This window comes from Streptomyces sp. NPDC087787, from assembly GCF_044743035.1.
Classification (GTDB): domain Bacteria; phylum Actinomycetota; class Actinomycetes; order Streptomycetales; family Streptomycetaceae; genus Streptomyces.
The window spans coordinates 103,208-130,032 of record NZ_JBIUVQ010000011.1; the positions used below are offsets into that span (position 1 = coordinate 103,208).

A 26,825-nucleotide genomic window follows, 5' to 3' on the forward strand; every position below is an offset into this window, starting at 1 on the left:
CGGAAAGCGTGTGCCGTTGGGAGCATGGAGGCCGTGATCCAGACGACCCGCCGACGTTCCCCGCTGTCGCGTCTCCGCACCCGCCTGAGGGACCGCTCACCCGGCCTCGGAGCCGGGTTCCTCAGCGGTGCGGTCGCGGCGGGCCTCGGCCTCGGCTCGTTCGCCGTGCTCGTCATCGTCCTGTGGATCAGCTCGCCGTATCCGGACAGCGGACCCGGCGGCGCGCTGCACGTCGCTGCCGCGTTGTGGCTGCTGGCACACGGCTCCGAACTGGTCCGCACCGAAACCCTCACCGGGGTTCCCGCGCCCGTCGGCGTGATCCCGCTGCTGCTGCTCGCGCTGCCCGTGCTGCTGGTGCACCGGGCGGCCCGGGACACGACCGACGGGGGCGACGGCGGGCCGCTCGTCCCCCCGCACACCGCCTGGGCGGGCGTCGTCCTCGGCTACCTCGCCGTCGGATCCGGTGGCGCCGCGTACGCGGCCGGCGGTGCGCTGCGGCCCTCCTGGGCATGGGCGGCGGTGTGCGTACCGCTGGTCACCGCGGCGGCCGCGGGCAGTGGTGTGTGGACGGCGTACGGCTGCCCCCGGGCGCCCCTGGAGCGGGCGCTGCGCCTGCTGCCGGGCGGTGCTCGGCGGCTGCTCCTCGGACCCGGCCCGCGGGCGCGCCTCGGTGCCGCGGCACGGGCGGCGGGCGCCGGGGCCATGGTGTTCGCCGGCGGCGGGGCCGTGGTGCTCGCGGTGTCACTGGTGGCGCACGCCGGGACGGTCCAGCGGGCCTTCCTGGAGCTGACCGAGGGCTGGTCGGGGCGGTTCGCCGTGCTGCTGCTGTGCCTGGCGCTGCTGCCGAACGCGGTGCTGTGGGCGGCGGCGTACTGCGCCGGGCCCGGGTTCGTGCTCGGCGCCGGTCATGTCGTCGGCCCGCTGTCCTCCGCTCCGGCCCCGCTGCTGCCGTCCTTCCCGCTGCTCGCCGCGGTACCGGACCCCGGACCCGGCACCGAGCTGAACTGGGCGACGGCGTCGGTGCCGGTGGCGGCGGGGCTGACGATGGGCTGGTTCGTGGCCGGGGCGGCGGTACGGGAGGAGCGGGGCGACCGGGAGCGGGACGGCGGGGAGGCACGCACCGGCCTGCGGGCCTGGTCGTGGCGGCGGACGGTGGCCGGTGCCGGGCTGGCCTGCCTGCTGTGCGCGACGGTCCTCGGGGCACTCGCGGCGCTGGCCGGCGGCCCGCTCGGGGACGCCGCGCTCGCCCGGTTCGGGCCGGTGGGGTGGCAGGTGGGCGCGGCGGCACTGGTGTGGACCTCGCTGGGGGCCGTTCCGACGGCGGTGGCGCTGTGGGCGTGGCGCTGCCGCTCGGTCCGGGTGCAGGCGGGCGGCGCGCCCCGGCCGAAGACCGGCGGGGCCGGGGCGGGCGCCGCCGTCACGGTGCCGCGGCCGTCGGCCGCCGAAGCCGTGCGCGCGCGGGTGAGCAGGTGGGGCCTGCTCCTGCGGGCGAAGACCCCGAAGCCCCGGTCCCCGCAGCCCGCACCGGTGCCCGTTCCCTTTGACGACCTCCTCGAGCCGTACGACGTCCTGCACCTCGACCCGCCGGTGCCGGGAGCCCCCTCCCGGCACGAGGAAGCAGCCCGGCAGGCCCGCTTGACCTCTCCGAAGGAGACGGCGGCGGGCGCGGTGGCACCGGGGGAGGCCGCGGAGGGGGAAGAGAGCACCAGGCCGAGGGGAACCGCGACGCCGGTGGATCCACCTCCGGCCCCAGGTCAGGGCAACCCGGTCGCTCCGCCCGCCCGGTGGGAGCCTTGCGCACAGGACCCCGGCGCGGAGGAACCCCCCGCGCCGGACGCCCCCGTCAGTCGCTGATCCCCAGCACGCCCCGCAACTCCTGCGGCAGATGCTGGTCGCAGGACTGCTTGCCCTCGTTGGTGAGGGCGTCGTTCACGCACGAGTAGTAGTCGCGGTAGACGATCTGCGCCGTGAAGTTCACGGCGACCAGCGCGAGCGCCAGGGACGCGGTGACCAGACCGCTGACCGCGGCCGTCGTCTGCGGGCGGCCCCCGGTGGCCGGGCTGTCGGGGTCCTGCCCGCGGGGCCTGGCGCGCAGCGAGCTGATGCCCCAGTGCAGGGAGAGCGCGCCCAGCAGCAGGGCCACGTACGGCCAGCTGAACAGGGCGAAGAAGAAGGCCCACATGCCGCACAGCAGGGCGTACCGCGCGCGGCGCTGGGCGGGGTCGGTGGGGTCCCAGCGCGGGCCGGGGCCGCCGCCCGGGTTCTGCGGGCCGCCGGGCCGCTGCGGGCGCTCGCCGAAGCCGTTGGGGGAGCGCCCGGGCTGGCGGTCGCTCCACTGGCTGCCCCAGTGGCCGCCGTCGCCGGACCCGTCGGACCCGCCCTCGGACGAGCCGTCACCGCCGGACTGGGGGCGGGGCTGCCACGGGCGGTCGGGGGTGCCCTCCGGCGGCGGTGCGAAGGGGTTGTCGTCCGGGGTGGCGCTGCCGCGCCCGGCGCCGTCCCGCCCGTCCGGGGACCGTCCTTCCGAGGACGCGTCCGGAGGCGAGGACGGGCGCTCCCGCAGCAATACGGCACCGCGCCGCCCTCCCGCCGGCTGCGGAGGGAGCGTGGAGAGTCGCAGGCTGCGGTGCGGCATCAAGTGAGCGTCTTCCCCTTGGTGAGTCACGAATGGTCTGGCACGAAATGATCTGGCACGACAGGTCCGGCACGTCCGATCGGGCACGGATGGTCCGGCACGACCGCGCGGGCACGGATCCTTCCGGTGCTGAGCGTCCCCCCGAGTGCGCTGGGTGCCCACGGTCCGGGGTCTCTCACCGCGTCAACGTGCGGTGCGTGCGGTGCGTTCCCGTACCAGCTCCCCCCAGACGCTACCTTCCGGCCACGCCCCCGTCCCATGGGGGCCGTCCGATGTGCCGGTATCGTTGCTGACGGTCGGCCGCTTCGTAGGCTTCCCCGTATCCGGAAGCGCGAAGCATTCGTACGACCGTACAAAACAGCTTCCCGAGAAAGGGCCCCATCGTGGCCGCCAAGCCCGTGGCCAAGCGCCTCGTCGTGCTGGTCTCCGGATCCGGCACCAATCTTCAGGCGCTCCTCGACGCGATCGCCGAGACGGGAGTCGAGGCCTACGGCGCCGAGATCGTCGCCGTGGGTGCCGACCGCGACGGCATCGAGGGGCTGACGCGCGCGGAGCGTGCCGGGGTGCCGACCTTCGTGCGGAGGGTCAAGGACTACGGCACGCGCGAGGAGTGGGACGCGGCGCTGGCCGAGGCCGTCGCCGCCCACGCGCCCGACCTCGTCGTCTCCGCCGGGTTCATGAAGATCGTGGGGAAGGAGTTCCTCACGCGGTTCGGCGAGCGGTTCGTCAACACGCACCCCGCCCTGCTGCCCAGCTTTCCCGGGGCCCACGGTGTGCGGGACGCGCTCGCGTACGGCGCCAGGGTCACCGGCTGCACCGTCCACTTCGTCGACGACGGCGTCGACACCGGCCCGATCATCGCCCAGGGCGTGGTCGAGGTCCGGGACGAGGACGACGAGAGCGCGCTGCACGAGCGCATCAAGGAAGTCGAGCGAAGGCTGCTCGTCGAGGTCGTGGGGCGGCTCGCCCGCAACGGCTATCGCATCGAGGGACGAAAGGTAGTTATCCAGTGACCGCCGAGAACAAGCGGCCCATCCGGCGCGCGCTCGTCAGCGTCTACGACAAGACCGGCCTGGAGGAGCTCGCGCGCGGGCTGCACGAAGCCGGCGTCGAACTCGTCTCCACCGGCTCGACCGCCGCCCGGATCGCCGCGACCGGCGTGCCCGTCACCAAGGTCGAAGACCTCACCGGCTTCCCCGAGTGCCTGGACGGCCGGGTCAAGACCCTGCACCCGAAGGTGCACGCCGGCATCCTCGCCGACCTGCGCCTGGAGGACCACCGGCGGCAGCTGGGCGAGCTGGGTGTCGAGCCCTTCGACCTCGTCGTGGTCAACCTCTATCCGTTCCGCGAGACCGTCGCCTCCGGCGCCTCGCCCGACGAGTGCGTCGAGCAGATCGACATCGGCGGCCCCTCGATGGTCCGCGCCGCCGCCAAGAACCACCCGTCCGTGGCCGTCGTCACCAGCCCGGACCGCTACGCCGACGTCCTCGCCGCGGTGCGGGACGGCGGCTTCGACCTCGCCACCCGCAAGCGGCTGGCCGCCGAGGCCTTCCAGCACACGGCCGCCTACGACGTGGCCGTCGCCTCCTGGTTCGCCTCCTCCTACGCGCCCGCCGACGAGTCCTCCTTCCCCGACTTCCTCGGCGCCACCTACGCGCGAAAGAACACCCTCCGCTACGGCGAGAACCCGCACCAGCCCGCCGCCCTCTACACCGGCGGCCCGGTCGGCGGACTCGCCGAGGCCGAGCAGTTGCACGGCAAGGAGATGTCGTACAACAACTACACGGACACGGACGCCGCCCGCCGTGCCGCGTACGACCACGACGAGCCCTGCGTGGCGATCATCAAGCACGCCAACCCGTGCGGCATCGCGGTCGGCGCGGACGTCGCCGAGGCGCACCGCAAGGCGCACGCCTGCGACCCGCTGTCCGCGTTCGGCGGGGTGATCGCGGTCAACCGCCCGGTCAGCAAGGAGATGGCCGAGCAGGTCGCGGAGATCTTCACCGAGGTCATCGTCGCGCCGGACTACGAGGACGGCGCGCTGGAGGCCCTGGCCAAGAAGAAGAACATCCGGGTGCTGAAGGCCCCGAACGGCCCGTGCGGCCGGGTGGAGGCCAAGCACATCGACGGCGGCGTGCTGCTCCAGGCCACCGACCGGCTCCAGGCCGACGGCGACGACCCGGCCCACTGGACCCTCGCCAGCGGCGAGGCGCTGCCGGCCGACGAGCTGGCCGAGCTCGCCTTCGCCTGGCGGGCCTGCCGGGCGGTCAAGTCCAACGCGATCCTGCTCGCCAAGAACGGCGCCTCGGTCGGCGTCGGCATGGGCCAGGTCAACCGTGTCGACTCCTGCAAGCTGGCGGTCGAGCGGGCCGGCGCCGAGCGGGCCGACGGCTCCTACGCCGCCTCGGACGCGTTCTTCCCGTTCCCGGACGGCCCCGAGATCCTCATCGCCGCCGGTGTCCGCGCGATCGTCCAGCCGGGCGGCTCGATCCGCGACGAGCAGGTCGTCGAGGCCGCGCAGAAGGCGGGCGTGACGATGTACTTCACCGGGACCCGCCACTTCTTCCACTGATCGGCGGACGCCCCTGACGACCGCGGCCTCCGGCCCTCTCCACGAGAGAGCCGGAGGCCGCGCTCACGCCGGCGTCAGCACGTGGGCAGCGGGTTGGTCTCCGAGGCGATGTTGTTGTCGCTCATCCAGCCCCAGGCCCCGTTGTCCGCCTGGGTCCAGACCCAGCGGGTGGGGTGCGGGCCGCCGTGGTTCTGCCCGCCGTCGAACTTGCAGACGAACCAGGACGGGTTGGAGTACATGCGGCCCACGACGGTCCCCGTGTTGGTGCTCTTGTAGACGTTGGCGCCACTGGCGTTGTTGCAGTACCAGACGGAGCCGCTCTTCCAGCACGGCGACGCCGCCTGGGCGCTGCCCGCGACGCCGAGGGCGAGAGCTGCGCCGGCGGTGACGGTGGCGGCGCACACGGCGAGTGCCCTGCGGATGATGGTCATGACTGTTTCCCCCTTGTTCCTGCCTGATGTTCCTGTCCGGGTCGAGGACCTCGTCGAGGTCCTGCCACCCCGTGGGGTGGACGGCTCCACCGTGCCGCGGGCAGGGCGGCCGCGGTACCTCGGACGTCCCAGGGTCACTTCCCGCCCGGCGGCGTGTACTCCTTGAGGTAGTGCGCGACACGGTCGCCGTAGTCGCGGTACTCCGGGGGGACTCCGCCCGCCCCGTTCACCTTCCGGTACGACGTCCGGTAGGCGACGGCGATCAGCACCCGCCGGTCGCCGGCGAGTCCGGCCGCCAGCCGCGGCTCGATGAAGCACAGGTAACGGCCCATGGCCGGGACGGAGACGTCGGGGGAGAAGGGAGGGCGGGGGATCGAGCGCACCGGCTCCCCGTCGGACCGCAGCCACCAGCGCAGCACCGCCGGTGTCCAGCGCGCGATGCCGTACTCGTCCTCGGCAGGGTCGGACAGGCCCGGGTCGAAGTCGCTCTCCACCTTCAGCATGGCGGCGATCAGCGCGGGCGTGACGTCCGGCTGCGCGCAGTGGTGCGCGGCGTCGATGATCAGCCGCCGGTAGACGACGGGGACGCCCCGGTCGGTGCGGAGTTCGGCGGCGCCGTAACCGTATGCGGCGGGCGTCGCCGCCTGTGCGGCTTCCTCGGCGTCGGGCGTGCGGTCCGCGCGGGTGCCGAAGGTGTGGACGAGCATGAGCGTGGCCGCCGCGGTGAGCGCCGCGCCCAGGACGACCGCGCGACGCCGGCGACGGGCTCCGGGAAGCCGGACCATCCGGGGAAGCCGGGGAAGCCGGGGGGCCTTCGGAATGCGGGGCGGGCGGGCCGTCCCGGCCACTGCCGCGACCCGGCGCAGCAGGGCCTCGGTGCCGATGCGGTCCTCGTGCGTACGGGCGAGGCAGCCGCCGACGATTTCCCGCCAGGCTTCCGGGAGTCCAGGGGACAGACGCAGTTCCTGCGCTCCGCCGGCGTAGGCGGCGGCCGCGTCCCGGCGCAGTCTCGGGGTGGCGCCGGGCAGCGGGAAGGCGCCGGTGAGGACCAGATGGGCGAGGACGCCGTAGGCCCATACGTCGGTGGACGGGCGGATCCGGCGCCCGCGCTCGCCGATCTCGGACCACAGCAGTTCGGGCGGGGTGTAGTCGGGGGTGCAGAAGGCCGGGGTGTAGGCGTGGGTGCCCTCCAGCTCGGCGGCCATGTTGAAGTCGGCCAGGCGCACCGAACCGTCCGGCATCAGCAGCACGTTGGCCGGTTTCAGGTCCCCGTGCACCCAGCCCGCCCGGTGCAGCTGGGCGAGCCCTTCGCAGATCTGCGCCAGCAGCACGGGTCCCGTGGCGGGTGCGGGCCCGGCGTCGAGCAGGGCGGCCAGCGAGCCCCGGGCCTTCTCCAGGACGAGCACGGTGGCACCGTCCAGGTCCGGGTGGGCCGGGTCGTCGACGGTGAGGGTCTCGTACATCCTGATCAGCCGCGGGCGGCGCAGCCTGCGGTGCAACGCGACCTCGCGCTCCACGAGTTCCCGCAGATGGGTGAGCCGGCGCGGGGTGCCGGTGCCGGTGGGCAGGAACTTCAGGGCGGCCGTGCGCGGCAGCGTCCCGTCGCCTCCGGTGCGGCGCCCCTCGTAGACGCTGCCGAAGGCGCCCGTGGCGATGGGACTGCGCACCTCCCAGACGCCGACCCGGTACCCGCGGGGCACCGGCACGGCGTACGGCTCGGTCACCGCGGCACCCGGCTCGGCCGGCCCGCGAGGACGGCCAGGTCGTCCTCGCGCACCAGGTCGAAGCGCAGGGCCAGGGAGACCAGCGACTCCTTCTTCCCGTTGAGCCGGGGACCGGTCTCGGCGGTCTCCGGGCCGGGCTTGAGCCGCAGCTTCACGGCCAGGTAGTCGATGTTCCACTGCACCGAGGTGCGCGACGCGGCCGGCCAGGCCGGGCGCAGCCGCTCGACCACCTGGTCGACGGTCGGCGCCGCGGCGTGCGGGTCCCCGCGCAGCCGCGGCTCGCACAGGGCGGCGAGCACCGCGAAGTAGCGCTTGCTGCGGTCCACGGAGAAGGCGGGCGTCGTGGGGTCGCCGTCGGTTCCGTCCGCGCCGCTCAGATAGTCGTGCCGGGGCGCCCACACCTCGATGGGCAGCAGGTCCCCGGCCGCGGGCAGCACGATCCGGGAGAACTCGAAGGGAACCGGCGCGTCCAGCCGCCCCGGTGCGACCTTGATGTGCTCGCCCGCGCCCTCCGGGTTCTCCACGACGTACGTGTGGCGGGCGGAGAGGTTGCTCAATATCCAGAACGCCCCGTGCGCGGTGATCTCACCGGCGCGGCGGGACACCCCGTCGTGCGCGATCACCAGGTCGTTGTCCGGGGCGGAGCGCCCGAAGGCGAGGCGCTCGCAGGGCGCGAGCCGGAACTGGGTGCTGTGTCGTCCGTCCCCCGTGGACGGCGGAGGTACCACGATGATGCTGTACAAGGTGAGTCTCCCCGTGCCTGACGGCTACGGAATCCAGACTAGGGCGACGCACCAGGGCCGTGTCCCCCCTTACGGGATGGGACACGGCCCTTGAGAATGAATGGCGCGAAGTGTTCTCTTGCGCGGCGTGTGTCAGTTCTGTACGACCATGGTGCCGGCGGCCTTGTCGTGCCAACCCTGCTGGCGGCCCGACTTGTCCCAGAACGGGGACAGATAGACCAGCAGCTGGCCGATACCGCACGCGACGCTGCCCACCGCCGGGATGATCCAGCGGATGAACGCCTTGCCCAGTCCCGGCTTGCCGCCCGTCTCGGCGTTCACCACGTACAGGCCGACGGCCATCTTGCCCAGGGTGCGGCCCACCAGGCCGACCATGAGCCACTCGTAGAGCAGGACGACGAGCATCAGAGTGCCGATGATGGCGCCGAACTTGGATACGAAGTCGGCGCTCGCGTTGTCGATGCAGGTGTTGTAGTCGGCGGCGTTCGGATCGCAGTCCTTGGCCGCACCGATGAAGCTGGAGGCACCCGCGGCGATGAGGATGCCGTAGATGACGCCGTAGATGACGCCGTCGATCAGACGGGCACCGAAGCGGCGCCCCATGGACGCGACGCGGGGGCCGGCGCCGCCCGGGTGGCTGGGCTGCTGCGGGTAGCCGTAACCCTGCTGGGGCGGGATGGGGGGCGCCTGCGGGTAGCCGTAGCCGGGCTGGCCTTGCGGCTGGGGCTGGCCGTAGCCCTGCTGCGGGTTCTGCGGCGCTCCGTAAGGATCGTTGGGCGAGCCGAAACTCATGGCCGGTTCCTCCGTTGAACTGCGGGGACGACGCGGACTGCGCGGAGGAACGACACGATCTGAGCGGTTTGCCCCCCGAACCCGACCCGCGATGTTGCGGCGTTCATCGTTCTAGGCGGGGCGAGATTTTGTCCAGCCCGGGGAGCCATGTGTTGTGCAAGTGCAACATCGCCGATCATGTGTGCGGACGCCCGGAAGAGCCCACGGGCCTCCCGGATTGGAACCCGGAGCCGGTCATCCGCGAGGATAAGGACATGACCGCCCAGATTCTCGATGGCAAGGCCACCGCAGCCGAGATCAAAACCGATCTGACCGCCCGCGTGGCGGCGCTGAAGGAGAAGGGCGTCACGCCCGGCCTCGGCACGATCCTGGTCGGGGACGACCCCGGCAGCCGGAAGTACGTCGCCGGCAAGCACCGTGACTGCGCCCAGGTCGGCATCGCCTCCATCCAGCGGGAACTGCCGGCCACGGCGACCCAGGAGGAGATCGAGGCGGTCGTCCGGGAGCTGAACGAGGACCCGACCTGCACCGGCTACATCGTCCAGCTGCCGCTGCCCAAGGGCATCGACGAGAACCGCGTCCTGGAGCTGATGGACCCGGACAAGGACGCGGACGGCCTGCACCCGATGAACCTCGGCCGGCTCGTCCTCAACGAGCCCGCTCCGCTGCCCTGCACCCCCAACGGCGTGCTGACGCTGCTGCGCCGCCACGGCGTGGAGATCAAGGGCGCCGAGGTCGTGGTCGTCGGACGCGGCGTGACCATCGGCCGTCCGATGCCGCTGCTGCTCACCCGGCGCAGCGAGAACGCCACGGTGACCCAGTGCCACACCGGTACCCGCGACCTGTCCGCGCACCTGCGCCGGGCGGACATCATCGTCGCCGCGGCCGGCTCCCCGCACCTGGTCCGCGCCGAGGACGTCAAGCCCGGCGCGGCCGTCCTCGACGTCGGTGTCTCCCGCAACGCCGAGGGCCGGATCGTGGGCGACGTCCACCCGGACGTGGCCCAGGTGGCCGGCTGGCTGTCCCCGAACCCGGGCGGGGTCGGCCCGATGACCCGCGCCCAGCTGCTGGTGAACGTGGTCGAGGCGGCGGAGCGCAGTGTCGGCTGACGTGGAGGGCACCGGGCGGGAGGCCGCTCCCGCGGAGCCGGAGACAGAGGTGCGTGACCCGGTCGGCGTGGTGGACGCCACGGGCAGGGCGCGCCGGGGGACACGGCGCTTTCCGCTGTTCACCCGGGACACCGCCCGGCCGGAGGGCGGCGGCCGGGCCGCGGCCGGCGGCGCCCCGGCGCCCGCCCGGCAGTGGCCGCTGCTGGCCGTGCTGGGCACGGTGGGGCTCGGATTGCTGGTGACCGCCCTCGACGCCTTCAGGGTCGGTCTGCTGCTGATCGGCCTCGCGCTGCTCGGCGGGGCCGCGCTGCGCTGGTTCCTGCCCCGGGTCGGCATGCTCGCGGTCCGCTCCCGTTTCACGGACATCGTCACCTTCGCCGTACTGGGCTGCGCCATCGTCCTGCTGGCGCTGATGGCCCAGCCGAGGCCCTGGCTGGAGATCCCGTTCCTGGACGACGCGCTGCACTTCACGGTCCGCAACGGCTGAGCACGCGGCGGCCCGTCCTCTCCCCCGAGTCAGGACGGGCCGCCGCCGGGACCAACCCTCCTGCACGGTGAGCGGGCTGTTCAACGCCTGTCCGTGCGCTGTGGCACGGAAGTGACCGTTCCGCCACGCTGTCCGCGCTCTGCCACAGGACCTCGGACCCGGCCCCGGCCGAGGAGCCGGGGGCCGCTGCGACGCGCGAGGTCACGCCGGGATCCGGGATGTGGCGAAGTGTCGACAGATCCCGCCGCGCGGCTGAGACCGTCCGCCCGTCGGGCTAGCGTGGGCAGTCGCACCGGGCGCGAGCGTCGGCCCGAGTGCTTCCGTGCGCCCCTGGGGGCGGGACCTGAGATCCTGACGGGGCGCGCTCCTGTGGGTAGCGAGAACTGGGCAGTGTGAACAGGGAATCGGCACAGGCGTCACGCGCGGGGAACAACCAGCACGTACCGGGGGGAAGGGGAAGCGATGCCTCGTTGGAAGGCCTTGCCCGATGAACTCGATCCGCAGATCAGGGAGTTCGCGAGTCAGCTGCGCAGGCTCGTGGACCGCGGCGGTCTGAGCATCGCCGCGCTTGCCGATCGCACGGGTTACAGCAAGACGTCCTGGGAGCGGTATCTCAACGGACGGCTCCTGGCGCCCAAGGGCGCGGTCGTCGCGCTCGCCGAGGTCACCGGCACCAATCCGGTCCACCTCACCACCATGTGGGAGCTGGCCGAACGGGCCTGGAGCCGTGCGGAGATGCGCCACGACCGGACCATGGAGGCCGTCCGCATAGCCCAGGCGCGGGTCGCGCTCGGGGAGGCCGGCGCGGAGGCGTCCGGCGCCGAGGCGGGCGGGGGCAAGGCCGCCCGCAGGAACGGCACCGCCACGGCGGTCCCGGGGAGCGCGGGCCCGGCGGGCGCGTCCCCCGCGGTACCCGTGCAGCCGACGGCGTCCGACGCCGACGCCCGTGAGGGCACGGCGAGAAAGGCGCCGCCGGCCCCGGAGGACGCCGTGCCGACGGCTTACCTCCCGGCCACGGCGCCGGGGCCCGCCGCTCCCGGCGCGGGTCCGGACGTCTCCGACGCCCGCCCCGACTCGGCCGCGGGAGCCGGCAAGGCCACCGGAGCCGGTTCCGGCTCCGCCTCCGGCTCCCTGGCGTCGACGGGCGGCAACTCCTGGGGGCTGGCCGGTTACCGCGGCCCGTCCCGCACGGGCGGCCGCGCCTCCGAGGCCAAGGCGCCCGCCGTCGGCGGCGCCGGGCCGGCCGCCGGACTCACGAGCCCGCAGCCCGTGGTCTCCTCCGGCTCCCACGCCCCGAGCGACCCCGGCGGCCCGTACACCCCGGCTTCACCGGGCCCGTACGGCGAGCCCCCGCGCTCTCAGCGCCCCGCTGCCTCCGGCGGCGGGGGGCGGAAGCGGCAGGCGCTGATGTTCCTCGCGGGCGCGGTCAGCTCCCTGGCCGTGGTCGGCGCCGTCTTCTTCCTCACCGGCGGTGGGGACGGCAAGAAGGCCGCGGACGCGACCAAGTCGCCCTCCCCCTCCGCCGACGTCAGCCTGCCGCCCGGCGTCAAGTGCGTCGCGGACGGCTGCACCGGCAAGGACGCCGAGGCCATGGGGTGCAGCGGCAACCTGGTGAGCACGGCCGAGAGCGTCACCGTCGGCGCGACCCTGGTCGAGGTCCGCTACAGCAAGACCTGCGGCGCCGCCTGGGCCCGCATCACCCGGGCCGTCCAGGGGGACGAGGTCCGGGTCACGGTCGGCTCGCGCACGGAGCGCGGCACCCTCGCGGCGGACGGCGAGACGATCGCGTACACGCCCATGGTCGCGGTGCGGGACGCGACGCAGGCCAAGGCGTGCGTGACGCTGGCGTCGGGACTGACGGGGTGCACCGGCTAGTGCTGTGACCGGAAAGGTTTGCCGAGCCAGTGAACCTTTCCGGTCGCAGCACCAGGGAGACCGCAGTGGCGGTGGAGGCCGTCCGGATGGCAAGTCGTACGGGACAGGTGTGGGGGCCGCCGAACCGGGCACGCGGACAGTACCCCCACGGGAGTCCGGTTTTCCGGCAACCCCCATACGGCGGCCGCCCTCGTCCCTCCTCTCCCGGACGGGCGGCCGCCTCTCCCACGTCACCGGGCCGCTCTGTGGGCCGGGCCACAGGGGCCCGGCCGTCCGAGATCCCGGAGAGGCGATAGCCTGACGGCTGGATCTCTCTTGACGCCAAGAGATCGATCATCCGTTGAGTGATCGGTCATCGCGGCGCCGCCGGTCAGCGGCCGGCGGCGGGATCCCGCACCCCGGGGCAGGGACGCCCCACCGCCAGCTGTCCTACGGAGAACGCCATGACTCGCACTCCCGTGAACGTCACCGTCACCGGCGCGGCCGGCCAGATCGGTTACGCCCTGCTCTTCCGCATCGCCTCCGGCCAGCTGCTCGGCGCGGACGTGCCGGTCAAACTGCGCCTCCTGGAGATCACGCCGGCGCTGAAGGCCGCCGAGGGCACGGCCATGGAGCTCGACGACTGCGCGTTCCCGCTGCTTCAGGGCATCGACATCAGCGACGACCCGAACGTCGCCTTCGACGGTGCCAACGTCGCCCTCCTCGTCGGCGCCCGCCCGCGCACCAAGGGCATGGAGCGCGGCGACCTCCTGGAGGCCAACGGCGGCATCTTCAAGCCGCAGGGCAAGGCCATCAACGACCACGCCGCGGACGACGTCAGGGTCCTGGTCGTCGGCAACCCCGCGAACACCAACGCGCTGATCGCCCAGGCCGCCGCCCCGGACGTGCCCGCCGAGCGCTTCACCGCGATGACCCGCCTGGACCACAACCGCGCGCTGACCCAGCTCGCCAAGAAGACGGGTTCGACGGTCGCCGACATCAAGCGCCTGACCATCTGGGGCAACCACTCCGCGACCCAGTACCCGGACATCTTCCACGCCACGGTCGCCGGCAAGAACGCCGCCGAGGTCGTGAACGACGAGAAGTGGCTGGCCGAGGACTTCATCCCGACCGTCGCCAAGCGCGGCGCGGCCATCATCGAGGCCCGCGGCGCCTCGTCGGCCGCCTCCGCCGCCAACGCCGCCATCGACCACGTGCACACCTGGGTCAACGGCACCGCCGACGGCGACTGGGTCTCCATGGGCATCCCGTCGGACGGCTCCTACGGCGTCCCCGAGGGCCTCATCTCGTCCTTCCCGGTCACCTGCAAGGACGGCGCGTACGAGATCGTCCAGGGCCTGGAGATCAACGACTTCTCCCGCGCCCGCATCGAGGCCTCCGTCAAGGAGCTGGAGGAGGAGCGCGACGCGGTCCGCTCCCTCGGCCTCATCTGAGTCACCGCGCCCGTCCGCAGGGCCCCGTTCCGGTTCCGGCCGGAGCGGGGCCCTGCGCGTTCGTGCCCGCGTACGCCGGTGCCGCCGGTGCGGCTCGTGTCACCGTGGTGCCCACCTGACAAACCGCTTCCCGCGCGGCTTCCCGCGCCCCTATGCTGATGGGCCATCAGTTCTGTCGAACTGGGGACCGTTCACACCTCGGGGGAGTCGCGTGAGCACCTTATCCGTGCCGCAGCAATCGCAGCCGACGCCCCCGGACGCGTCCCCGCCCGTGCCGCCGTACGCCAGTGAGGCCACCCGGCTGCTGTGCGCGGGTACCTACCTGGACAGCGAGTACCGGGACCGGGTCATCGACGAGCTGTACCTCAACGAGCAGCGGCTCTGTGCTCCTTCGTTCGGCTTCGACGCCGCGCGGGTCCTGGCCCACGCCCTGCGCGCGCGACGTCTGGAACTGGCCTGGGACGGAGCCATTCTCGGGCTGTGGGTGGTGGGCGCCGTGCTCAGCGGGTACTGGCTGCTGATCTTCCTCGGCCTGGGCGTCCAACTGGCCGTCGCCACCCTGGTCAGGGGCAGGAGCGACAACCCGCCGCTCTACCGGCGCGTACCGGCCTGGTTCCTGCGGTGGTACAGCCGTATCGGTCTGGCCTGGTTCTCTCTGCTGACCTTGGGCGTCGCGTTGTTCGGTGGTGGCGCCTCCTCGAGATCGTCGCGGTACTACAGCGAGTACGGGACGTCGAGCGGCTCACCGACCGACCTGCTCTCCCCGGTCGAGGCCGGGGTCGGCCGTCCGCAGGCATGGTTCTCGATCGCCGTCCTCGCGCTCATCGCCCTCTGCCTCGCCGCCCGTCGCGGCCAGGTCACCCGGGCGTTGACGGCGGAACTCTCCCCTCAGCGCTTCCCGGACGCCGCGAGCGATCCGGCGCTGCGGGCCGAGGGCGGACGGTTCCAGCGGCTGGCCGGGCGCGTCCGCGCGGAACAGCACCAGCAGTTGACCATGTATCACGAGGCCCGCCCCTTCTGCGGGGCCGGAACCGCGCACGACACCTGGGTGCTCGCCGTCGAACTGCGCCCCGACGGCATGAAGAAGCAGCGACCGCTGAGCAACAGGGCGGTCCTGGAGACCGTCCGCCCCCTGCTGGAACAGCTCCGCGAATCGGCGACGACCGCCGCGTTCCCCGTGCGCGACCGGCTGCGCCGCCTGGAGATCGGCGAGTGCGTCTTCCTACCCGTCGAGGGAATGCTGCGCCGCGAGGACGCCCCGTACGATCCGCAGGCCTTCGAGACCCACCGGATGCGCGCGGCCGAGGAAGGCGCCGAGAAACGGAGGCACTTCCTGTGCGCGCGGGTCGACGGCTGGGAGGGGGAGCTGGTCGTCACCGTCTTCGTCCGCGTGCACACCCAGGGCCGGATGCTCATGCTGGAAGTCGCCCCGCACGTACTGAACCCGGTGCGCCAGGAGTTCAAGGACGCCGACCGCACCGCTCACCGCTACAACCGCAACAACCTGCTGGGCAAGGCCGCCTACGCCGTGCCACGGGTACCGGTGTCCCCGGGCATCGCCCTGTTCGGCCTGGGACGGATGATCCGGCTCGGCTGGCGGCTGCTGACGTCCGGCAACGCCGGCGCGCTGCCGGAGGGCCCCGCCCTGTCGGTGCGTGAACTGGGGTCGGCGCCGGACGGGTCGCTGTTCCAGCAGATGGACGTGGACCGCTATCTGCGCACGATCCAGGACCGGATCGCGCACGGCGTGCGCGCCGCGCTCGCCGACGCCGGCTACCAGACCGGCGAGTTCGTCCAGAAGATCGTCAACATCAGCAACGGCGGCGTGAACATCGACTCGGTGGAGGGCTCCACCTTCGCCGTCGGTTCGCACGCGACCGCGAGCAGCGGCACCGAGCCGCGGAAGGGAACGGGCAGCGATGACCGACCGGCATGAGCCGAACGTGACCATGGGGAACGTCTCGGGCAGCACCTTCGCCATCGGCAGCCACGCCAGCGCGGTCGGCCACCACGGCGCGGGACCGCAGCGCGACGAGGCCACCGAGCAGCTGCTGGCCGCGGTGCGCGAGCTGCGCGCCGACCTGACCCGGGTGCGCGGCACCGAGCAGACCGCCGCGCTGGACGCCGAACTGGCCGATACGGAGGAAGACATCAACACGACCGGCCAGGCCGGCCCGTCCCGGCGTGAGCGACTGCGCGCGCTGCTCGCCGACTCCCAGTCGTTGCTGAACGTCCTCGCCTCCGCGGGTGCCGTGGCGGGACTGCTGGGGTGAGAGCGCGATGAGCGGGGGACAGCGCCACTGGAACGAGGAGACCCAGCGCTGGGAGGACGGCGCCCGGGACGTGGCGCGGGCGAGCCCGCCACCGCCCGCCCGGCCGGCGCACACGCCGGCATGGCCGCCGGGCGAGGTCCGGGATCCCGACGCCGGCGCACCCACCGGCACCTGGCCCGCGGCGGCCCCGCCGCCGCCCCCCGTGCCCGGCGGGCACAGCCGCCGCACCGCCTGGACGGTGATCGGCGCGGCCGCCGCCACGGGAGTCGCCGTCGCTCTGGTGGTGACCCTCGGCCTGGGCGGCGGAGGGAACGACGGCAACCGGGTGGCCACCACGACGAGCGGCACGCCGGGCGTGTCCGAACCGCCCCCCACCACGTACGCCGCACCGGAACCGGATACCGGGACGCCGTCGCCGTCGGCCCACGAGCCGCCGGACGGCTACACCGCCTACGACGATCCGGAGGGGTTCCGCATCGCCGTGCCCGACGGCTGGCAGCACCAGCGGTCCACCGTGCCCTCCCAGTACGGCATGGACATCGTCAACTACCGTGATGCCACGGGCCGTCACCGGCTCCAGGTGTACGAGGTGCAGGAGTCCTCCCCGGACGAGTCGTTCGACCTGTACCTGTCCGCGAAGGTGCCCAAGCCCCCGGGGTTCCGGAAACTTTCCCGGGTGAACCTGGACAGCGGCGACTTCACCGGCTCCCGGCTGGAGTACCTGGCCGACTCCCTCAAGGGCGAGCCGGACATCGGCACCTGGTACGTCGTGGACGAACGCTTCGAGGCCGCCGACGGCAGGCTGTACGCGCTCGCCTCCTACGGGCCCGAATCCGACGGCCGCCACGACGAGCAGGAGGTCCTCGGCACGGCGCTGGACTGGTTCTGCCCCTCCTCCGCCGCCTGCGAGGACTGACCCACCGCCGCCCCGGGGGCCGGCCCCCGGGGCGGAGCGGTCACTTGTACTGGCCGGGGGTGTAGTGGCCCGGGACCGCGCGGGTCGTCACACCGAACCGGTTCCAGGCGTTGATCACCGTGATCGAGGCGATCAACTGCGCCAGCTCGGCCTCGTCGAAGTGCGCGGCGGCCCTCTCGTACACCTCGTCCGGCACGAAGCCGTCGGTGAGGACGGTGACGGCCTCCGTCAGCTCGATCGCGGCGAGCTCCTTCTCCGAATAGAAGTGCCGCGACTCCTCCCAGGCGGCCAGCTGCACGATCCGCTCCACGCTCTCGCCGGCCGCGAGCGCGTCCTTCGTGTGCATGTCCAGGCAGAACGCGCAGTGGTTGAGCTGCGAGGCACGGATCTTGACCAGCTCCCGCAGCCGCGAATCGAGGCCCTGGCCCGCGGCCGCGTCCAGCCGGACCATTGCCTTGTAGACCTCGGGGGCGTGCTTGGCCCACTGCATACGGGGCTCGTGCTCGGGCGCGTACGCGGGGGCGCCTTCGGCGGTGTTCGTGGGTTCGCCGGTGTTCGTCGTCGTAGCCATACGTCCGACCCTATGAGCGAAGCAGCCCAGGAGTATGGTCCATTTCCATGGCGGAATCATGGGCCACTACGGGCCTGGACCTGCATCTGGAACCGGCCGGTCCCGGCGTGCGCCGCGGCCTCACCGACGCGCTGCGCGAGGCGGTCCGCGGCGGCCGTCTGGCCCCCGGAACCCGGCTGCCCTCCTCCCGGAGCCTCGCCGCCGACCTGGGCATCGCCCGAAACACGGTCGCCGATGCCTACGCCGACCTGGTCGCCGAGGGCTGGCTCACCGCCCGCCAGGGCTCCGGCACCCGCGTGGCCAGAGTGGCACCCTCCTCGCCGTTCGGGCCGTCGCCGAGCGCGGACGCCCGGCGGGCCGGCGCGGCCCGGCAGCCCCGCGAACGCCCCCGCCCCGTCCACGACCTCGTCCCCGGCACCCCGGACCTCGCCTCCTTCCCCCGCACGCAGTGGCTCAAGGCCGCCCGCCGCGCCCTGGCCACCGCGCCCCACCACGCCCTCGGCTACGGCGACCCGCGCGGCCGCCCGGAACTGCGCACCGCCCTGGCCGGGCATCTCGCCCGGGTCCGGGGCGTCCGCACCGACCCCGACCACCTGCTGGTCTGCGCGGGCTTCTCGCACGGACTGCGGATCCTCGGCACGGTGCTGCGGGCCCGCGGCGTCACCACGGTCGCCGTCGAGTCGTACGGCCTCGACGTGCACTGGGACATCCTCGCCCGCGCGGGCCTGCGTACCCGTCCCCTGCCCTTCGACGGACTCGGCACCGTCACCGGCGACTTGGCCGGACCCGGGGCGGTCCTGCTCACCCCCGCCCACCAGTTCCCGATGGGCGTGCCCCTGCACCCCGGCCGGCGCGCGGCCGTGACCGACTGGGCCCGGCGCACCGGCGGCCTGATCCTGGAGGACGACTACGACGGCGAGTTCCGCTACGACCGCCAGCCCGTCGGCGCGCTCCAGGGCCTTGACCCCGACCGTGTGGTCTACCTGGGCACGGCGAGCAAGTCCCTGGCCCCCGGACTGCGCCTGGCCTGGATGGCCCTGCCCCCGTCCCTCATGGAGGAGGCCACCGCGGCCAAGGGCCCCTCCGACACCTGCGGGGTGCTGGACCAGCTGACGCTCGCGGAGTTCATCACCTCCGGCGCCTACGACCGTCATGTGCGCTCGGCCCGGCTGCGCTACCGGCGCCGCCGTGACGCCCTGGTCGGGGCCCTCGCCACCCGCGCGCCCGACGTCCGCCCCACCGGCATCGCCGCCGGTCTGCACGCCGTGCTGCGCCTGCCGCCCGGCACCGAACCGGCGGTGGTCCAGGCAGCCGCCTGGCAGGGCCTCGCCCTGCACGGACTGTCCCGCTTCCGCCACGAGCAGGCCGCCGTGGCACCGCTGGACGCGCTGGTCGTCGGGTACGGCACCCCACCGGACCACGCGTGGGCGGCCGCCCTGGACGCCCTGTGCCGGGTGCTGCCCTGACGGCCCGTCGGACGGCCCGTCGGGCGGTGCTCACGCCTTCGTGGCAGGCAGCTCCTCGACCGGCCCCTGCTCGACCGGTGCCTCCCCGAACCGCGCCAGCGCCAGGGCGCCCGCCACCGCCACCGCGAAGCCGAGCACCGCGAGCCAGGCCAGGCCCTCGCGGGTGCGGTCGCCCAGCCACACCACTCCGACAGCCGCGGGGCCGATCGTCTCGCCGATGACCATGCCCGCGGTGGCCGTGGTCACCGAACCGCGCTGGAGGGCCGAGGTCAGCAGCAGGAAGGCGGCTCCACCGCCGATGAGCAGCGCGTAGGCCGCCGGGTTGGTGAACAGCACCGACGGGGCGAGCGAGTCGATCAGCCGCACCGTCACCTCGACCACGCCGAAGCCGAAGCCCGCTCCCAGGCCGAGCAGCAGGGCACGCACGCGCTCGGGCAGACGGCCGCCGACCGCCCCGAGCAGCAGCACGGCCAGCGCCGCGCCGAGCATCGCCCACTTCAGCGCCGCCGAGCCGTCCTCGTGGCCCTCCGTGCCCGAGGCCAGGCCCAGCATGGCCAGACCGGCGCAGACGACGCCCACCGCCGACCACTCCAGCGAACTGAGCCGCACCCGCAGCAGCCGGGACGCGGTCACCGCCGTCACCGCGAGGCTGGCGGCGAGGGCCGCGCCGACCACGTAGATGGGCAGTGAGCGCAGGGCCGCGATCTGGAGCAGGAACCCGAGGCCGTCCAGGCCCAGGCCCGCCACATACCGCCACTGCCGCACCGCCCGCAGCAGCAGCGCCGCCTCCCCGCCCCCGCCGGTGTCCGCCGCGGCGCGCGCGGCGATGGCCTGGAGCACCGTCGCCGTCCCGAAACACACCGCCGCGCCGAGCGCGCACACCATTCCGAAGAACACGAGGCGACTCTAGGGGAGCAGGGTGTCCGGGCGTCGCCCGATCCAGGACCCCGCGGTCCAGCAGCCGTTCCTCGCTCGCATGGCGGACACGGGAACGGTGCCGTGAGGTGGGCCCGGTAGGCTGACGACGGGCCGTGACTGGCGCGCTGGGATGGGACCGACCATCGGGGAGCGGCCCGAACGGAAAGTGTGCCGTGCGCCTGGGCCGTAACGTGAACGCCGATGCCACGTCCGGAGGTCCCGATGCCTGAGAACACCGCGCCCCTGTCCAACGAGTCCACCGCCTTCCGTGCCGCCCTCGACGTGATCCGCGCCGTCGAGCCGCGCGTGGCCGACGCCATCGGCCAGGAGCTCGCCGACCAGCGCGAGATGCTCAAGCTGATCGCCTCCGAGAACTACGCCTCCCCGGCCACCCTGCTGACCATGGGCAACTGGTTCAGCGACAAGTACGCCGAGGGCACCGTCGGCCGCCGCTTCTACGCCGGCTGCCGCAACGTCGACACCGTCGAGTCGCTGGCCGCAGAGCACGCCAGGGAACTCTTCGGCGCCCGCCACGCCTACGTCCAGCCGCACTCCGGCATCGACGCCAACCTCGTCGCCTTCTGGGCCGTCCTCGCCCAGCGCGTGGAGGCACCCGCCCTGGAGAAGGCCGGGGTCCGCCAGGTCAACGACCTCTCCGACGCGGACTGGGCCGAACTGCGCCGGGCCTTCGGCAACCAGCGCATGCTCGGCATGTCCCTGGACGCCGGCGGGCACCTCACCCACGGCTTCCGCCCGAACATCTCCGGGAAGATGTTCGACCAGCGCTCCTACGGCACCGACCCGGCCACCGGCCTCCTCGACTACGAGGCCCTGCGCGCCTCCGCCCGCGAGTTCAAGCCGCTGATCATCGTCGCCGGCTACTCCGCCTACCCGCGCCTGGTGAACTTCCGGATCATGCGTGAGATCGCCGACGAGGTCGGCGCCACGCTCATGGTCGACATGGCCCACTTCGCGGGCCTGGTCGCCGGCAAGGTCCTCACCGGCGACTTCGACCCGGTCCCGCACGCCCAGATCGTCACCACCACCACCCACAAGTCCCTGCGCGGCCCGCGCGGCGGCACGGTCCTGTGCGACGACTCCCTCAAGGACCAGGTCGACCGGGGCTGCCCGATGGTCCTCGGCGGTCCCCTCCCGCACGTCATGGCCGCCAAGGCCGTCGCCCTGGCCGAGGCCCGGCAGCCCTCCTTCCAGGACTACGCCCAGCGCATCGTCGACAACTCCCGCGCGCTCGCCGAGGGCCTGACGCGCCGTGGTGCCACCCTCGTCACCGGCGGCACCGACAACCACCTCAACCTGATCGACGTCGCCTCCTCCTACGGACTCACCGGCCGCCAGGCCGAGGCCGCGCTGCTCGAGTCCGGCATCGTCACCAACCGCAACGCGATCCCGGCCGACCCCAACGGCGCCTGGTACACCTCCGGCATCCGTATCGGCACCCCCGCGCTGACCACCCGCGGTCTGGGCACCGCCGAGATGGACGAGGTCGCAGGCCTGATCGACCGTGTCCTGACGGCCACCGAGCCCGGCACCACCGGCAAGGGCACCCCCTCCAAGGCCCAGCACGTCCTCGACCCCAAGATCGCGGACGAGATCTCCCACCGGGCCACGGACCTCGTGGCGGGCTTCCCGCTCTACCCGGAGATCGACCTCGGCTGACCCGCGCCCACGGGGGACGAAGGATCACGGGATCCGCGGATCACGGGGCTCACAGCTCGATCGGCTCCTGTCGTGGTTCCTCCCGCGGCGGTCCGGCACAGCGCCGGGCCGCCGCGCGGCATATCCGCGGCGTGCACAGTGTTCCCCGTCTCATCCCTGCGGGCGGTCACCGCGGCCTCACCGACGCCGCGGCCCCGTCCCGCGTTGTCACAGCCTTGCCGCACCGCGCGCCGGGATCCGGTTCCCACCAGTTTCCGGCCGGTTCCGGATCGGGCCCCCTTACCTGAGAGAATGGTGAGCATGGCGACTGACCGACCCCGCGTGCTCTCAGGAATCCAGCCCACCGCCGGATCGTTCCACCTCGGCAACTACCTCGGCGCCGTACGCCAGTGGGTGGCCCTTCAAGAGACCCACGACGCCTTCTACATGGTCGTCGACCTGCACGCGATCACGGTCCAGCAGGACCCGGCCGAGCTGCGGGCCAACACCCGGCTCGCCGCCGCCCAGCTGCTGGCCGCCGGTCTGGACCCGGCCCGCTGCACACTGTTCGTCCAGAGCCACGTCCCCGAGCACGCCCAGCTCGCCTGGGTCATGAACTGCCTCACCGGCTTCGGCGAGGCCGGCCGCATGACCCAGTTCAAGGACAAGTCCCTCAAGCAGGGCACCGACCGGACCTCCGTCGGCCTGTTCACGTACCCGATCCTCCAGGTCGCCGACATCCTGCTCTACCAGGCCAACGAGGTGCCGGTCGGCGAGGACCAGCGCCAGCACATCGAGCTCACCCGCGACCTCGCCGAGCGCTTCAACGGCCGCTTCGGCCAGACCTTCACCGTCCCGGACGCGTACATCCTCAAGGAGACGGCGAAGATCTACGACCTCCAGGACCCGACGATCAAGATGAGCAAGTCGGCGTCGACGCCGAAGGGCCTCATCAATCTCCTGGACGACCCGAAGGCCACCGCCAAGAAGGTCAAGAGCGCGGTGACGGACACCGACACCGTCATCCGCTACGACCCGGAGACCAAGGCGGGCGTCAGCAACCTCCTGACGATCTATTCGACGCTAACCGGGGCGGGTATCGGCGAACTGGAGGAGAAGTACGCCGGCAAGGGCTACGGTGCGCTCAAGACGGACCTCGCCGAGGTCATGGTGGAGTTCGTGACGCCGTTCCGGGAGCGGACCCAGCAGTACCTGGACGACCCGGAGACCTTGGACGCGATCCTGGCCAAGGGCGCGGAGAAGGCGCGCGCGGTCGCGGCGGAGACCCTTTCCCAGGCGTACGACCGGGTGGGTTTCCTGCCCGCCAAGCACTGAGGCGCACCACCGCACACGCGCACCGCGGGGCATAGCGCTGTACATCACTGCGGCTGCGCCTGCCCACAACGGTGCGGTGGTCGTACAGTCATAGCCGGACGGCGGTGATGAAACGGCTGAGAACGAAACAGAAGAACACATCCGGCACGACGAAGGAGACGACGTGGGGACCGTAACGATCGGCGTGTCGATCGCGGTCCCGGAGCCCCACGGCAGCCTGCTCCAGCAGCGGCGCGCGGGCTTCGGCGACGCCGCGGCTCACGGCATCCCCACGCACGTCACCCTGCTCCCGCCGACGGAGGTCGACTCCGCGGAGCTGCCGGCCGTGGAGGCCCATCTGACGGAGGTGGCCGCGGCCGGGCGTCCCTTCACCATGCGGCTGTCCGGCACGGACACCTTCCGGCCGCTGTCCCCGGTGGTCTATGTGCGCGTCGTCGAGGGCGCCGAGGCGTGCGCAGGGCTGCAGAAGCAGGTCCGCGACCCCTCCGGGCCGGTGGCGCGCGAACTCCAGTTCCCCTACCACCCGCACGTGACGGTGGCGCACGGCATCGACGACGCGGCGATGGACCGCGCCTTCGAGGAGCTGGCCGGGTACGAGGCCGAGTGGGCGTGCACCGGGTTCGCCCTGCACGAACAGGGTCCCGACGGGGTGTGGCGCAAGCTGCGGGAGTTCGGCTTCGGCGGCAGTGCGGTGGTGCCTTCGCAGGCGGCCCCCGTGGACCGCCGCACGCTGCCCGCCCGGTAGGCACCTCCCCCCGGGGCCTTGCCGCACGGCTGCGAACGGACACCGCCCGGACCGCTACAGCGGCAGCCGCCGGTAGACCGCGCGCGGCAGATGCCGCAGCACGGTCGTCACCACCCGGAGCACACCGGGCACCCACACCGTCTCCGAGCGCCTGCGCAGGCCGAGTTCGACGGCGGTGGCGACCTGCTCGGGGGTGACGGTGAAGGGTTCGGCCTCGCGGCCGGCGGTCGCCCAGGAGCGCACGAATCCGGGCCGTACGACCATGACGTGCACCCCGGTGCCGTACAGCGCGTCGCCCAGGCCCTGGGTGAAGGTGTCGAGGCCGGCCTTGCTGGAGCCGTAGATGAAGTCCGCGCGGCGGGCGCGTTCGCCCGCGGCCGAGGAGAGCACCACCAGCGAGCCGTGCCCCTGGTTCTGCAGCCCCAGCCCGGCCACCAGGCCCACGGACACCGCCCCGGTGTAGTTCGTCTGCGCGACCCGGACCGCGTTCAGCGGCACCCGCTCGTCGTACGCCTGGTCGCCGAGGACGCCGAAGGCCAGCAGGACCATGTCGATACGGCCCTCGGCGAAGACCTTGCCGAGGACCGTCTCGTGCGAGGCGCAGTCCAGTGCGTCGAAGGGCACGGTGCGCACCTCCACCCCCAGGGTGCGCAGATGCGCGGCGGCCTCCATGAGGGCCGGTGAGGGGCGGCCCGCCAGCCAGACGGTCCGGGTGCGGCGGGCGATCAGGCGGCGCACGGTGGCCAGGGCGATCTCGGATGTGCCGCCGAGGACGAGCAGTGACCGGGGAAGACGCGAGAGACCGGGGGCATCCTTCACGGCAGACGACTGTATCGTCCGGTTATGCGTGTTTTGACGCAGAAACGCGGTGTTCACGTTGCCGCGGAGCGGGCACAGTGCGAATCATGGACTGGCTGAAGAAGCTTCCCGTCGTCGGGCCGTGGGTGGCCCGCCTGATGACCACGCACGCGTGGCGGTCGTACGAACGTCTGGACCGGGTCAAGTGGTCGCGACTGGCCGCCGCCATGACGTTCATCAGCTTCATCGCGCTGTTCCCGCTGCTGACGGTGGCCGCCGCGGTCGGCGCGGCCACGCTCAGTCCGCAGCGGCAGCACACGCTCCAGAACAAGATCGTCCAGCAGTTCCCGGGCCTGGGGCAGCAGTTGGACATCAGTGCCCTGGTGCAGAACGCCGGCACGGTCGGGCTCATCGCCGGTGCCGCCCTGCTGCTGACCGGCGTCAACTGGGTCGCCCAGACGCGGGACTGCCTGCGCGCCGTCTGGGAGCTGCCCGACCCGGAGGAGAACCCGCTGATGAGCAAGGTGAAGGACGCGGGCGTCCTGATCGGCCTCGGCGGCGCGATGCTGGTCACGCTCGTCGTGTCCACCATCGCCTCGGCCGCCGTCGGCTACGTCTCCCGGGAGATCGGGCTGGCCGAACACGGCTGGGGCAGCGTCGTGTTGCGGATCGTCGCGTTCGCGGTCGCCGTGCTGGCCGACTTCCTGGTCCTGCTGTACGTCCTCACCCTGCTGCCCGGCGTCGAGCCGCCGCGCCACCGGCTGCTGGTCGCCGCGCTGCTCGGCGCGGTCGGCTTCGAACTGCTGAAGCTGCTGCTGAGCGGCTACATCCAGGGCGTGGCGGCGAAGAGCATGTACGGCGCCTTCGGGGTCCCCGTCGCCCTGCTGCTGTGGATCAACTTCACGTCCAAGCTGGTCCTGTACTGCGCCGCCTGGACGGCGACGCAGAGCGGTGCGGACGACGGGAGCGGTGCGCCCGACGAGGACGGGGGCGGCGACGGCGGCCGGGCCGTCGATCTCAGGGGCGGTTCCGCCGGCGCATCAGGTCCGGCAGCGGCCAGCGGCGGTTGACCAGGAAGGCCCCGGCCGCGAGCAGCACCAGCACGCCACCGGCGACTCCCAGGGCGATCCCCGCCCCGCGGGAGCCGTTCTGGACGGACGCGTGCGCCATGGCCGCGGAGGACGAGCCGTCGTCGGTCCGGCTCGCGGAGGGCTCGGCGCCCGGCTCCGCCTTCGCCTCGGCGGCGCTCCTGGGCGGCACGAGCTCGCCCACCGGGCGCGCCTTGCCCAGGGCGGCGAAGCCCCAGTCGAAGAGCTTGGCGGTCTCCTTGTAGACCTCGTTGTGGTCCGGCTTGCTCGGGTTCATCACCGTCACCAGCAGCACGCGGCCGTCGCGCTCGGCGACGCCGGTGAAGGTGGCTCCCGCGTGGGTGGTGTTGCCGTTCTTCACCCCGGCTATGCCCTGGTAGACCGGGATGTCGTAGTCACCGCTCAGCAGCCGGTTGGTGTTCTGGATCTCGAAGGAGCCGCGGGAGGTCTTGCCCTTCTTGTTCTTCCTGGTTTCGCCCGGGAACGACGCCCGCACGGTCGAGCAGTACTCGCGGAAGTCCTTCTTCTGCATCCCCGAACGGGCGAACAGTGTGAGGTCGTACGCCGACGAGACCTGGTGGTCGGCGTCGTAGCCGTCCGGGCTCACCACGTTGGTGTCGAGCGCCTGGAGTTCCTGCGCGTGCGCGTTCATGTCCTCCACGGTCGGCTTTGTGCCGCCGTTCATCGCGGACAGCACGTGCACGGCGTCGTTGCCGGAGCGGAGGAACACGCCCAGCCACAGGTCGTGGACCGTGTAGGTCTCGTTCTCCTTGATGCCGACCAGGCTGGAACCGGCGCCCACGCCGGCCAGGTCGGCCGGGGTGACCTTGTGCGTCTGCGTCCGGGGGAACTTCGGCAGCACGGTGTCCGCGAACAGCATCTTCAGCGTGCTGGCCGGAGGCAGCCGCCAGTGCGCGTTGTGCGCGGCGAGCACCGCGCCGGACTCTGCGTCGGCCACGATCCAGGAGCGGGCGGTGAGGTCCTTGGGCAGCACGGGGGCGCCGTTGCCGAGATCGACCTGTGTGCCGGGCAGGCCCAGGCGGGCGCCGCCGACGGCGGACATCCGGGCCGGGGGAGTGGCCGAGGGGACAGGCGCGGCGAGAGCGGCGGGCGCGGCCAGCGAGGCGGACAGCAGGGCGGCGGAGGTGATCACCAGTGATCGGCTGATGATCTTATTGGGTGCGGGCACGGTCGGAAACGTACCGGGCGCGGGCAGTGGCGTGCCGTCCGCCCTCCCACCCCGGACGCGGAGCCCGGT

At 72.9% G+C, this 26,825-nt stretch carries 24 protein-coding genes and 1 riboswitch; of the genes, 15 read left to right on the plus strand and 9 right to left on the minus strand.

The features are described from left to right. Window positions 1-24 precede the first annotated feature (24 nt). Window positions 25-1,854 (plus strand): DUF6350 family protein, encoded by a 1,830-nt coding sequence (locus ACIOWN_RS18970; RefSeq protein WP_362346517.1) that lies wholly within the window; start codon window positions 25-27, stop codon window positions 1,852-1,854. Here ACIOWN_RS18970 and ACIOWN_RS18975 read toward each other — a convergent pair. Beyond that, the gene (locus ACIOWN_RS18975; protein WP_362346515.1) at window positions 1,844-2,635 is read right to left on the minus strand and encodes a hypothetical protein; all 792 of its coding nucleotides are present in this window, start codon (window positions 2,633-2,635) and stop codon (window positions 1,844-1,846) included. The two genes, ACIOWN_RS18970 and ACIOWN_RS18975, sit on opposite strands and share 11 nt — an antisense overlap. A 383-nt stretch (window positions 2,636-3,018) precedes the next feature. Here ACIOWN_RS18975 and purN point away from each other — a divergent pair, with 383 nt between their 5' ends. Both purN and purH read left to right on the plus strand, forming a co-directional pair. Further along, a complete protein-coding gene (purN, locus tag ACIOWN_RS18980; RefSeq protein ID WP_401982831.1) occupies window positions 3,019-3,648 on the plus strand; it encodes a phosphoribosylglycinamide formyltransferase in 630 nt (209 codons plus the stop codon). Continuing rightward, window positions 3,645-5,207 carry a bifunctional phosphoribosylaminoimidazolecarboxamide formyltransferase/IMP cyclohydrolase gene (gene purH, locus ACIOWN_RS18985; RefSeq protein WP_362346513.1) on the plus strand — a complete coding sequence of 521 codons (1,563 nt, stop codon included), beginning with the start codon at window positions 3,645-3,647 and terminating at the stop codon, window positions 5,205-5,207. Before purN ends, purH begins: the two co-directional genes overlap by 4 nt. A gap of 74 nt (window positions 5,208-5,281) precedes the next feature. Here the strand turns inward: purH and ACIOWN_RS18990 are convergent, their stop codons facing one another. The 4 genes from ACIOWN_RS18990 to ACIOWN_RS19005 form a co-directional block, all read right to left on the minus strand. After that, the gene (locus tag ACIOWN_RS18990) at window positions 5,282-5,638 is read right to left on the minus strand and encodes a hypothetical protein (protein WP_362346511.1); all 357 of its coding nucleotides are present in this window, start codon (window positions 5,636-5,638) and stop codon (window positions 5,282-5,284) included. A 134-nt stretch (window positions 5,639-5,772) separates the two neighbouring features. After that, on the minus strand, window positions 5,773-7,362 hold the full coding sequence (locus ACIOWN_RS18995; protein WP_401982833.1) for a serine/threonine protein kinase: 1,590 nt from the start codon (window positions 7,360-7,362) through the stop codon (window positions 5,773-5,775). Continuing rightward, a complete protein-coding gene (locus ACIOWN_RS19000) occupies window positions 7,359-8,105 on the minus strand; it encodes an FHA domain-containing protein (protein WP_362346507.1) in 747 nt (248 codons plus the stop codon). Before ACIOWN_RS19000 ends, ACIOWN_RS18995 begins: the two co-directional genes overlap by 4 nt. 132 nt (window positions 8,106-8,237) lie before the next feature. Then, window positions 8,238-8,897: an RDD family protein gene (locus ACIOWN_RS19005; RefSeq protein ID WP_401982834.1), complete on the minus strand. Its 660-nt coding sequence runs from the start codon at window positions 8,895-8,897 to the stop codon at window positions 8,238-8,240. Between the two features lie 254 nt (window positions 8,898-9,151). Here ACIOWN_RS19005 and ACIOWN_RS19010 point away from each other — a divergent pair, with 254 nt between their 5' ends. The 7 genes from ACIOWN_RS19010 (at window position 9,152) to ACIOWN_RS19040 (ending at window position 16,990) form a co-directional block, all read left to right on the plus strand. Beyond that, complete coding sequence (locus tag ACIOWN_RS19010; RefSeq protein ID WP_326803750.1) at window positions 9,152-10,006, plus strand: bifunctional methylenetetrahydrofolate dehydrogenase/methenyltetrahydrofolate cyclohydrolase; 855 nt, start codon at window positions 9,152-9,154, stop codon at window positions 10,004-10,006. Beyond that, the gene (locus ACIOWN_RS19015) at window positions 9,996-10,493 is read left to right on the plus strand and encodes a DUF3017 domain-containing protein (RefSeq protein WP_362346503.1); all 498 of its coding nucleotides are present in this window, start codon (window positions 9,996-9,998) and stop codon (window positions 10,491-10,493) included. Before ACIOWN_RS19010 ends, ACIOWN_RS19015 begins: the two co-directional genes overlap by 11 nt. Window positions 10,494-10,955: 462 nt before the next feature. Then, window positions 10,956-12,368: a DUF2690 domain-containing protein gene (locus tag ACIOWN_RS19020; protein ID WP_401982836.1), complete on the plus strand. Its 1,413-nt coding sequence runs from the start codon at window positions 10,956-10,958 to the stop codon at window positions 12,366-12,368. A 443-nt stretch (window positions 12,369-12,811) separates the two neighbouring features. Continuing rightward, window positions 12,812-13,801, plus strand: coding sequence for a malate dehydrogenase (locus tag ACIOWN_RS19025; RefSeq protein ID WP_362346500.1), 990 nt, complete (start codon window positions 12,812-12,814; stop codon window positions 13,799-13,801). A gap of 211 nt (window positions 13,802-14,012) precedes the next feature. Then, window positions 14,013-15,737 (plus strand): hypothetical protein, encoded by a 1,725-nt coding sequence (locus ACIOWN_RS19030; RefSeq protein ID WP_401982837.1) that lies wholly within the window; start codon window positions 14,013-14,015, stop codon window positions 15,735-15,737. Next, window positions 15,721-16,074, plus strand: a complete 354-nt coding sequence (locus ACIOWN_RS19035; RefSeq protein WP_362346496.1) for a hypothetical protein — start codon at window positions 15,721-15,723, stop codon at window positions 16,072-16,074. The genes ACIOWN_RS19030 and ACIOWN_RS19035 overlap by 17 nt, the downstream gene beginning before the upstream one ends. Window positions 16,075-16,081: 7 nt before the next feature. After that, window positions 16,082-16,990: a hypothetical protein gene (locus ACIOWN_RS19040; RefSeq protein ID WP_362346494.1), complete on the plus strand. Its 909-nt coding sequence runs from the start codon at window positions 16,082-16,084 to the stop codon at window positions 16,988-16,990. Between the two features lie 40 nt (window positions 16,991-17,030). On the opposite strand, the gene ACIOWN_RS19045 is transcribed toward ACIOWN_RS19040, so the two are convergent. Then, window positions 17,031-17,561: a carboxymuconolactone decarboxylase family protein gene (locus ACIOWN_RS19045; protein ID WP_401982839.1), complete on the minus strand. Its 531-nt coding sequence runs from the start codon at window positions 17,559-17,561 to the stop codon at window positions 17,031-17,033. A gap of 47 nt (window positions 17,562-17,608) precedes the next feature. Here ACIOWN_RS19045 and ACIOWN_RS19050 point away from each other — a divergent pair, with 47 nt between their 5' ends. Continuing rightward, on the plus strand, window positions 17,609-19,027 hold the full coding sequence (locus ACIOWN_RS19050) for a PLP-dependent aminotransferase family protein (protein WP_362346493.1): 1,419 nt from the start codon (window positions 17,609-17,611) through the stop codon (window positions 19,025-19,027). Window positions 19,028-19,057: 30 nt separating this feature from the next. Here ACIOWN_RS19050 and ACIOWN_RS19055 read toward each other — a convergent pair whose 3' ends face one another. Next, window positions 19,058-19,912 carry a hypothetical protein gene (locus ACIOWN_RS19055; protein ID WP_362346670.1) on the minus strand — a complete coding sequence of 285 codons (855 nt, stop codon included), beginning with the start codon at window positions 19,910-19,912 and terminating at the stop codon, window positions 19,058-19,060. Window positions 19,913-20,048: 136 nt separating this feature from the next. Continuing rightward, a riboswitch (ZMP/ZTP riboswitch) is annotated at window positions 20,049-20,137 on the plus strand. Between the two features lie 30 nt (window positions 20,138-20,167). On the opposite strand from ACIOWN_RS19055, the gene ACIOWN_RS19060 reads away from it, so the two are divergent. From ACIOWN_RS19060 to ACIOWN_RS19070, 3 genes are all read left to right on the plus strand, one after another. After that, entirely contained in the window at window positions 20,168-21,622 is a 1,455-nt protein-coding gene (locus ACIOWN_RS19060; protein WP_401982840.1) for a glycine hydroxymethyltransferase, read from the plus strand. Between the two features lie 300 nt (window positions 21,623-21,922). Then, a complete protein-coding gene (gene trpS / locus ACIOWN_RS19065; protein ID WP_362346489.1) occupies window positions 21,923-22,936 on the plus strand; it encodes a tryptophan--tRNA ligase in 1,014 nt (337 codons plus the stop codon). Window positions 22,937-23,099: 163 nt separating this feature from the next. Next, window positions 23,100-23,681 (plus strand): 2'-5' RNA ligase family protein, encoded by a 582-nt coding sequence (locus ACIOWN_RS19070; protein WP_401982842.1) that lies wholly within the window; start codon window positions 23,100-23,102, stop codon window positions 23,679-23,681. Window positions 23,682-23,735: 54 nt separating this feature from the next. Here ACIOWN_RS19070 and ACIOWN_RS19075 read toward each other — a convergent pair whose 3' ends face one another. Continuing rightward, window positions 23,736-24,500 carry a decaprenylphospho-beta-D-erythro-pentofuranosid-2-ulose 2-reductase gene (locus ACIOWN_RS19075; protein ID WP_401982843.1) on the minus strand — a complete coding sequence of 255 codons (765 nt, stop codon included), beginning with the start codon at window positions 24,498-24,500 and terminating at the stop codon, window positions 23,736-23,738. Window positions 24,501-24,586: 86 nt separating this feature from the next. Here ACIOWN_RS19075 and ACIOWN_RS19080 point away from each other — a divergent pair, with 86 nt between their 5' ends. Next, window positions 24,587-25,549, plus strand: coding sequence for a YihY/virulence factor BrkB family protein (locus ACIOWN_RS19080; RefSeq protein WP_362346484.1), 963 nt, complete (start codon window positions 24,587-24,589; stop codon window positions 25,547-25,549). Here the strand turns inward: ACIOWN_RS19080 and ACIOWN_RS19085 are convergent. Further along, window positions 25,497-26,756 carry a D-alanyl-D-alanine carboxypeptidase family protein gene (locus ACIOWN_RS19085; RefSeq protein ID WP_401982846.1) on the minus strand — a complete coding sequence of 420 codons (1,260 nt, stop codon included), beginning with the start codon at window positions 26,754-26,756 and terminating at the stop codon, window positions 25,497-25,499. The genes ACIOWN_RS19080 and ACIOWN_RS19085 overlap by 53 nt on opposite strands. Between the last annotated feature and the right edge of the window lie 69 nt (window positions 26,757-26,825).